This window comes from Streptomyces sp. NPDC037421, from assembly GCF_055602105.1.
Window position 1 is genome coordinate 69,928 of sequence record NZ_JBVJWV010000023.1, and the last position, 8,027, is coordinate 77,954.

Sequence of the window (8,027 nt, forward strand, 5' to 3'; positions counted from 1 at the left end):
CTCACGCCATGCCTCCGTTGTGCTGGTCCCCGCCGAATCCGTTCAGGCCGCCGAGTCCGTCGGGTCCGTCGGGTCCGTGCAGGCCGCCGTGTCCGTCGGGTCCGTTCAGGCCGCCGTGTCCGTCGGGTCCGGGGAGGCCGATCGGGCCGCCCCGGCCGTCGGTCCCGTCCGGGCCCGCCTGGCCGGTGAAGCCCGCCTGGCCGCCGAAGCCGGACTGGCCGTCGAAGCCGGACTGGCCGCCGTCGAACACGCCGGATCCCGGGTTCGAGCCGAAGGGGTCGAACCCGTCCGTCCCGTGGGCCGCCGGGTGGGCCGGGTGGATCCCGCCCTCGCCGGGCTGCGCCTGGTGCGGGATGAGCGCCTCGGCCTCCGCCGCGCTCGCCTCGCGCTCGGCGACGACCTCGCGGACCGCCTCGATGACGCCCTTGTAGCCCGAGCAGCGGCAGAGGTTGCCGCACAGCGCCTGGCGGGTCTCCAGGTCGCTGGGGGCGTGGTTGCCCTCCAGCAGGTCATGGATGGTCATGGCCATGCCGGGCACGCAGAACCCGCACTGCACCCCGCCCGACCTGCACAACGCCTGCTGCACGTCGGAGAGTTCCCCGCCGCTCGCGAGGCCCTCGACGGTGCGCACCTCACTGCCGGCCGCCGTCGCCGCCGGGACCAGGCAGGAGGCGACGAGCCGCCCGTCGACCTGGACCGCGCAGGCTCCGCACTCGCCCTGCGAGCAGCCGTCCTTGGCGCCGGCCAGGCCGAGGCGCTCGCGCAGCACGTACAGCAGGGACTCGCCGATCCACGCCCCGGTGACGGGCCGGTCGGCGCCGTTGACCCGCAGGACGTAGGAAGCCGCCGGATGCTCGTGCTGGGCGACGGCGGGGACCCGCTCTTCTTCGTACGCGGTCTCCTGCACCGGGAAACTCCCGGTATCGCCCTCGGCCGGGGGCGTCACACCGCTGTCGGCACCGCCGTCACCCGGCACGGGCGCGGCCTCCGCTTCGGCCGGAGCCGCCGCCGGGGGCTCCGCGAAGCCGTGTCCGGCGGTCTCGGCGCCCTCCGCGCCGCCGTCGGCCTCCACCGGACGCGGCCGCTCGCCCTCGACCGGCATCCCGGCCGGGCCGTGGGAGGCCTCGATGTCCGGGGCGGCCGCGGGCGCGGCCTCGGGCTCCGGCCCGGCCTGGAGGTAGCCCTCGGGCAGCGGGGTGCCCACACCGGGGCCGCCCAGCACCCTCGGACCGCGTCCCGGGGAGCCCGCGGGCACGCCGGCGGCGCCGCCCGGGAGCACGCCGGAGCTCAGCAGCACCCCGGGAGCCGCCTCGGGCGCCGCGGGCGGGGCCCAGGGGGCGGAGGCCCCGCCGGACGGCACCGCCGGGGCGCCCTGGCCCCAGCCGCCGTCCAGGGCGGGATCGCCCGCGCCGCCGGGCAGCGTCCACTGCCCGGTGGCCATCGCGTCCTCCGGGCGGTGCACCGCCTCGGGGAAGTGCCACTCGGCGGTCGCGCCGGGATCCGGATCCGCGTGGGGGCCGGCGTAGGGGTCGGTGTGCGGGCCGACGTGCAGCCCGCCGCCCAGCGTCCCGTGCGGCCCGCCACCGGGCGACTCCGCGTGCAGGGCGGCGCCGTGCCCCTCCGCGTGCAGCGCACCCTGCGGGTCGGCGTGCAGCCCGCCCGACGGGCCCGCGTGCAGGGCACCGCCCGACGGGCCCGCGTGCAGCGCACCCGTCGGCTCGAAGTGCAGCCCGCCGCCCAGCGTGCCGTGCGGCCCGCCGGCGGCCGGCTCCGCGTGCGGCCCGCCGCCCTGCGGCTCGGCCTCGGACTCCCCCGCGGGCGCCGCCGCGAAGGCGGCCGCCACCGATGCCGGGAGCGGGATCGAAGCCGGGATCGGCGCGCGGGCGGCCGCCTCGGCGGCCGGGCCCGCGCCCGCCCCGGGAGCCGTCCCCGAGCCGGCGTCCGGCCACTGCACCGGCATCGTCCAGGTGCCGGTGGCGGAGGGGTCCGTACTGCCCGACCCGAGCGGCACGATCATCGGCGGCGGCACGAAGCCGTGCCCGGGCGCCGCCAGCGGCTCCCCGCTGTCGAGCGCGTCCAGCATCTCCTGCGGCAGCTGCACGAAGGCCGTGGCCTCGTTGTCGTACTCGCCGCCCTGCGGAACCGGCTCCCAGCCCCAGCCGTTGCCGGCCCCGGCAGCCTGCCCCGCGTTCCCCGTCGTTCCGCTCACGTTCTCGTTCTCGCTCATGAGGTCAGCGCCCTCCCCAGGGCCCTGCGCGCCAGCACGGCCACCGTCCGCCGCAGGTGCAGTACCGCCGAGGACACCTGCTCGCCCTGGTCGGGCACACAGGCGGCCGCGACGTACTCGCCGAAGGCCTCCAGCGCCTCGGGGGCCAGGCTGCGGTCCCCGTCCCAGTCGATCAGCGAGGCCACCCACTGCTCGGCCTCCAGCGGCCGCAGCGGCATCGGGGCCACCGCGCCGATCGCGCACCGCACACCGCGGCGCGCGGGGTCCAGTACGAGCCCCACGGACGCCACCGCGCGCCCCGGTCCCGTACGCCCCGTGGCCTTCAGGAACACCTGCGGGGCGTGCAGCAGCGGCACCCGCACGAAGCCGATCAGTTCGCCCGGCCGCAGCATGTCGCGGCCGGCCAGCAGGTGGGAGACGGGGATCTCGCGCTGCGAGCTCCCCGTGTCGCCGAGGCTGCCGGGGCCGACGATCACCAGCTCCGCCTCCAGCGCGGCCAGCACCGGCAGGGCGTCACCGGTCGGCGCGGCCGAGGCGATGTTGCCGCCGAGGGTGCCGGCGTTGCGGATCTGCGGCGGGCCCGCGGCCCGGGCGGCGGCGGCCAGCGCCGGGATCAGAGCGGCGAAATCCGGCCGCCCCATCCGGGCGTGCGTCAGTCCGGCGCCGAGCAGCGCGTGCCCGTCCTGGTACTGCCAGCCGCGGATCTCGTTGATCCGGCCGAGGCCCACCAGGGCGGCGGGGCGCAGCAGCCCGGCGTTGACGGCGGCCATGAGGTCGGTGCCGCCCGCCACGGGCACGGCCGCGGGCATGGCGGCGAGTGCCGCGACGGCCTCGTCGAGCGAGGCCGGCAGCATCACGGACTGCGCCCGCTCCGCCTGCGGCTCAAGAGCCGAGTGCGGTGCGTGCGGCCCCTGAGCCGAATGCGGTGTGTGCGGTGCGTGCGTGGTCAACCCGGCTGCCCCTTCCCGATGTCCCGGTCCCGGCGCTCACGCCTGTCCGCCGTACGGTACGTGCTCACCGCCGGGACGTGGCAACTCTGGCACATCTTCGGGACCGCCCGGCGCGAGGGTCGCCCGCGCACCGGGGGCCGGCCCGCGCTCCGGCGCCGCCCGCGGACGGCCGGGGCGGGGCGGTCGGGCGGGGCCGGGCGGCACCCGCACGCGGTGCCGTCCACCCTCCGCCCGAACGTCCGTTTTTCCCCGGATCGGCCCTCTTTGAGCGAGAGTTCCAAAGGTTCCCGAAGAGTTCCGCTTCCGGACAGGCGGCGCCGGAGCGCCCCCCGTGCCCCCGGGTCACACGATCGGGGGCGCGCCGTCGACCGGGCGTCCCACGACCCCCGGCCGCCGCTGCCACGGCAACGGTCCGGCCGGTGGCCGATAGTCGACCCCGAGGGCGTCCAGGCGCGCCAGGTGGGCGCTCGCGCGCGCCTCGAACCCGGCCCAGTCACGGGATTCCGGTTCCGGCAGCCGCGACCACACCGTCTCGGCGAAGGCCGCCAGCCGGGGGAACACCTGGTAGTCCACGCGGGCCTGGTTCTCCATCACCTCGGTCCACACGTTGGCCTGGGCGCCCAGCACGTGCGCGGCGGCCTCCGGCGACAGCTTCGGCGGCACGGGCTCGAAGCGGTAGACGTCCTCCAGGGTGCGCACGTACCCGATGGGCATCGGCTCGTCGGGGCCGTCCGCCTGACGGTGGTCCAGGTACACCTGCTGCTCGGGGCACATCACCACGTCGTGCCCGGCCTCGGCGGCGGCGACGCCGCCCGCGCAGCCGCGCCAGGAGGAGACGGCGGCGCCGTCGGCGAGGCCGCCCTCCAGGATCTCGTCCCAGCCGATCAGCCGGCGGCCGCGGGCGGCGAGCCAGGCGTCGAAGTGCCGGATGAACCAGGACTGCAGCCCGTCCTCCCCGTCCACGCCCAGCTCGCGGACGCGCGCCTGCGCGGCCGGCGAGGCCCGCCACTGCTCCTTGGGGCACTCGTCGCCGCCGACGTGGACGAACGGCGAGACCTCGGCGGGGAAGAGCTCCAGCACTTCCTCGAAGACCCCTTCGTAGAAGCGCAGTACCTCCTCGGTCGGGGCGAGGACGTTCTCGCTGATGCCCCAGTCGTCCCACACGCCGAGCGCGGCGGTGTCCACGACGTCCGTGTTGCCCAGCCGGGGATAGGCGGCGATGGCGGCCTGCGAGTGCCCGGGCACGTCGATCTCGGGGACGACCCGTACGTGCCGCTCGGCCGCATACGCGACGATCTCGCGGATGTCGTCCTGGGTGTAGAAGCCGCCGTGCGGGGTCTCGTTCCACAGCGGGGAGGCCCGGTGGCCCCACCGGCTGCGGGCCCGCCAGGCGCCCACCTCGGTGAGCCGGGGGTGGCGCCGGATCTCGATCCGCCAGCCCTGGTCGTCCGTCAGGTGCAGGTGGAGCACGTTCAGCTTGTGGGCGGCGAGCAGGTCGATGTGGCGCAGCACCCCGTCCTTGGGCGTGAAGTGCCGGGCGGTGTCGAGCATCATCCCGCGCCATCCGAAGCGCGGGCTGTCGGCGATGGCCGCGTACGGCAGGCTCCAGGTCCGCCCGGGCCGCAGCGGCGCCCGCCGGTAGGCGTCGGGGCCGAGCAGCTGACGCAGCGTCTGGGCGCCCCAGAACAGCCCCGCGGCGTCCCCGCCGGTCAGCTCCACGCCGTCGGCGCCGATGTCGAGCCGGTACGCCTCGGGCCGGAGCCCGCCCGCTCCCCCGGCCTCGATCCGCAGCCGTACGTCGCCCCGCGCGCCGGCGGCGGGCGCGGGCAGGGCCCATCCGGTGGCGGCGCCCACCTCCCGGCGCAGCCAGCGCGCGACGCCGCCGGTCCCGGGCCCGGCTTCGAGCACGGGCTCGGGCCCGAAGGCGTGTCGGCGCCCCTGCGGGTCGGGAACGGCGCTCTCGGGTAGCGGGATCAGGTCCATGCGTCAGCCCTCCGCGGCAGCCGGCCGGTCGCCCCCGCGGAGGCGGCGGCAGCCGGCCCGCGGCGTCCCGCACAGCACCCGTCCCGCGGGGCGACGCTCGTCGCGCCGACCCTAACCCGCCCCGCGCACACGGCGAAGGCCCCCGGACGCGCTCACGCGCATCGGGGGCCTTCGGCGGCGTAGGTCAGGACCTTGCCGCTAGTCCTTGCCGCCCTTGTCCTTGTCGCCGCCGGCGCCCATGGACTCGTAGATCTCCTTGCACATGGGGCAGACGGGGTACTTCTTCGGGTCGCGGCCCGGGACCCAGACCTTGCCGCAGAGCGCCACGACGGGGGTGCCGTCGAGCGCGCTCGCCATGATCTTGTCCTTCTGGACGTAGTGGGCGAAGCGCTCGTGGTCGCCGTCGCCGTGGGACACCTGCGGCGTCGGTTCTACGAGGGTCCCCGTACCAGTCCCGCGCTCGGGCTCAAGAGTGCTCATAAAACCAGGGTACTGAACCCCGCCGGGCTCAGTTCAGCGACGGGTCGTCCAGATAGGTGGCGACCATCGCGAGCTCGCTGCGCTGGCGGCGCAGCACCGCCCGCCACAGCCGTTCGGGGTCGGGGTAGGAGACGTCGCCGGGTTCGGAGTCCACGACGTACCAGGCGCCGTCGCCCAGCTCGGCCTCCAGTTGGCCGGGGCCCCATCCGGAGTACCCGGCGAAGATGCGCAGGGCGCCCAGGGCGGTGGCGAGCAGTTCGGGCGGGGCCTCCAGGTCGACGAGGCCGATCGCCCCGTGCACCCGGCGCCAGCCGAGCGGGCCCTCGTCGCCGGGTATCACGGCGACCCCCAGGGCCGAGTCCAGCGCGACGGGGCCGCCTTGGAACACCACCCCCGGATCGCCGGCCAGCGGGGCCCAGGGGAGCAGGATGTCGCGGACGTCCACGGGGGTGGGCCGGTTGAGGACCACGCCGAGCGAGCCCTGCTCGTCGTGGTCGAGCAGCAGCACCACCGCGCGGTCGAAATTCGGGTCCGCGAGGGCGGGGGTGGCCACGAGCAGCCGCCCTGTGAGGGAGGACACCTCGGTCATGGGCACATGATCTCGCACAATCGCCCCTCGGGGGGAGCGGGCGGCGGTACCGGATCAAGCGCAGCTCAGGGCGCACGGCGGCAGAGAGGAGCGCGCGCCGCCCCGCACGCCGGAACGCAACACTCCGCTACCTGGCGGACACCGAGGGTGCTGTGCCGTATTCATGACAGTCCTACGGCCCCGTCACCCATACAAACATGGGGGTGGTGGCCCTTACCCTTACGTCTGGTCCCCTGCCCATCCACTCCGGAACGCGAGATCCATGACCGGCAACGATGTCCTGCTTGTCCACGGCGGAACCCCGCTCGAGGGCGAGATCCGTGTCCGCGGTGCGAAGAACCTCGTGCCGAAGGCCATGGTGGCCGCCCTGCTCGGCAGCGAGCCGAGCCGGCTGCGCAATGTTCCCGACATCCGTGACGTGCGGGTCGTGCGCGGTCTGCTCCAGCTGCACGGCGTGACCGTGCGCCCCGGTGAAGAGCCGGGCGAGCTGATCCTCGACCCGACCTACGTCGAGAGTGCGAACGTCGCCGACATCGACGCGCACGCGGGCTCCTCCCGCATCCCGATCCTCTTCTGCGGCCCGCTGCTGCACCGCCTCGGCCACGCCTTCATCCCGGGCCTGGGCGGCTGCGACATCGGCGGCCGGCCGATCGACTTCCACTTCGACGTGCTCCGCCAGTTCGGCGCGACCATCGAGAAGCGCGAAGGCGGCCAGTACCTGGAGGCCCCGCAGCGCCTCCGCGGGTGCAAGATCCGTCTGCCCTACCCCTCGGTCGGCTCGACCGAGCAGGTCCTGCTGACGGCCGTCCTGGCCGAGGGCGTGACCGAGCTCAGCAACGCCGCCGTCGAACCGGAGATCGAGGACCTCATCTGCGTACTGCAGAAGATGGGCGCGATCATCTCCGTCGACACCGACCGGACCATCCGGATCACCGGCGTCGACCGCCTGAGCGGCTACAACCACAAGGCGCTCCCGGACCGCCTGGAGGCCGCCTCGTGGGCTTCCGCGGCCCTGGCGACCGGCGGCAACATCTACGTGCGCGGCGCCCAGCAGCGCTCGATGATGACCTTCCTGAACACGTACCGGAAGGTCGGCGGCGCCTTCGAGATCGACGACGAGGGCATCCGCTTCTGGCACCCGGGCGGCCCGCTGAAGGCCATCGCGCTGGAGACGGACGTGCACCCCGGCTTCCAGACCGACTGGCAGCAGCCGCTGGTCGTCGCCCTGACGCAGGCCACGGGCCTGTCGATCGTGCACGAGACGGTGTACGAGTCCCGGCTGGGCTTCACCTCGGCGCTCAACCAGATGGGTGCTCACATCCAGCTGTACCGCGAGTGCCTGGGCGGCAGCGCCTGCCGCTTCGGCCAGCGCAACTTCCTGCACTCGGCGGTCGTCTCCGGCCCGACCAAGCTGCAGGGCGCCGACCTGGTCATCCCCGACCTGCGCGGCGGGTTCTCGTACCTGATCGCGGCGCTGGCGGCCGAGGGCACCTCGCGCGTCCACGGCATCGACCTGATCAACCGCGGCTACGAGAACTTCATGGAGAAGCTCCAGGAGCTCGGCGCCAAGGTCGAGCTGCCCAACGGCGACCTGGTCTGATCTTCCCCCCGCGGGGGCCCTCCGGGGCCCCTGCCGGGCCCCTCCGGGGCCCTGGAAAGGCCTGAGGGCGGCCACCCCGTACGGGGTGGCCGCCCTCGGGCCTTCTCCCTACCCCCTCCGTCCCCCGGGGGCGTGTTGGGCCCTCGCCCAAAGTGGTGCTCGCCTTCTCTTTCTGTTTCTCTCTAATTTTTGCGCCCC

6 protein-coding genes are annotated in these 8,027 nt (G+C 75.2%); 1 reads left to right on the forward strand and 5 read right to left on the reverse strand.

The annotated features are described in order from the left end of the window. Nucleotide 1 precedes the first annotated feature (1 nt). The 5 genes from ACZ7IF_RS27595 to ACZ7IF_RS27615 all read right to left on the reverse strand — a co-directional run bounded on the left by ACZ7IF_RS27595 (nt 2) and on the right by ACZ7IF_RS27615 (nt 6,229). On the reverse strand, nt 2-2,227 hold the full coding sequence (locus ACZ7IF_RS27595) for a (2Fe-2S)-binding protein (protein WP_470976476.1): 2,226 nt from the start codon (nt 2,225-2,227) through the stop codon (nt 2-4). Beyond that, entirely contained in the window at nt 2,224-3,081 is an 858-nt protein-coding gene (locus tag ACZ7IF_RS27600) for an FAD binding domain-containing protein (RefSeq protein ID WP_469114465.1), read from the reverse strand. Before ACZ7IF_RS27600 ends, ACZ7IF_RS27595 begins: the two co-directional genes overlap by 4 nt. 438 nt (nt 3,082-3,519) lie before the next feature. Then, nucleotides 3,520-5,160, reverse strand: a complete 1,641-nt coding sequence (locus tag ACZ7IF_RS27605; RefSeq protein ID WP_470976479.1) for a beta-N-acetylhexosaminidase — start codon at nt 5,158-5,160, stop codon at nt 3,520-3,522. A gap of 198 nt (nt 5,161-5,358) precedes the next feature. Then, nucleotides 5,359-5,640, reverse strand: coding sequence for a DUF3039 domain-containing protein (locus ACZ7IF_RS27610; RefSeq protein WP_470976482.1), 282 nt, complete (start codon nt 5,638-5,640; stop codon nt 5,359-5,361). 28 nt (nt 5,641-5,668) lie between these two features. Beyond that, nucleotides 5,669-6,229 (reverse strand): YqgE/AlgH family protein, encoded by a 561-nt coding sequence (locus tag ACZ7IF_RS27615; RefSeq protein WP_470976485.1) that lies wholly within the window; start codon nt 6,227-6,229, stop codon nt 5,669-5,671. 262 nt (nt 6,230-6,491) lie between these two features. Here ACZ7IF_RS27615 and murA point away from each other — a divergent pair, with 262 nt between their 5' ends. Continuing rightward, nucleotides 6,492-7,829 carry a UDP-N-acetylglucosamine 1-carboxyvinyltransferase gene (murA, locus tag ACZ7IF_RS27620; protein ID WP_007264398.1) on the forward strand — a complete coding sequence of 446 codons (1,338 nt, stop codon included), beginning with the start codon at nt 6,492-6,494 and terminating at the stop codon, nt 7,827-7,829. Nucleotides 7,830-8,027 lie beyond the last annotated feature (198 nt).

What these genes read in the sequence shown, in the direction of transcription:
- ACZ7IF_RS27610 (WP_470976482.1), bottom strand. Translation starts at nt 5,640, where the DNA reads ATGAGCACTCTTGAGCCCGAGCGCGGGACTGGTACGGGGACCCTCGTA.
- murA (WP_007264398.1), top strand. Translation starts at nt 6,492, where the DNA reads ATGACCGGCAACGATGTCCTGCTTGTCCACGGCGGAACCCCGCTCGAG.
- ACZ7IF_RS27595 (WP_470976476.1), bottom strand. Translation starts at nt 2,227, where the DNA reads ATGAGCGAGAACGAGAACGTGAGCGGAACGACGGGGAACGCGGGGCAG.
- ACZ7IF_RS27600 (WP_469114465.1), bottom strand. Translation starts at nt 3,081, where the DNA reads ATGCTGCCGGCCTCGCTCGACGAGGCCGTCGCGGCACTCGCCGCCATG.
- ACZ7IF_RS27605 (WP_470976479.1), bottom strand. Translation starts at nt 5,160, where the DNA reads ATGGACCTGATCCCGCTACCCGAGAGCGCCGTTCCCGACCCGCAGGGG.
- ACZ7IF_RS27615 (WP_470976485.1), bottom strand. Translation starts at nt 6,229, where the DNA reads ATGACCGAGGTGTCCTCCCTCACAGGGCGGCTGCTCGTGGCCACCCCC.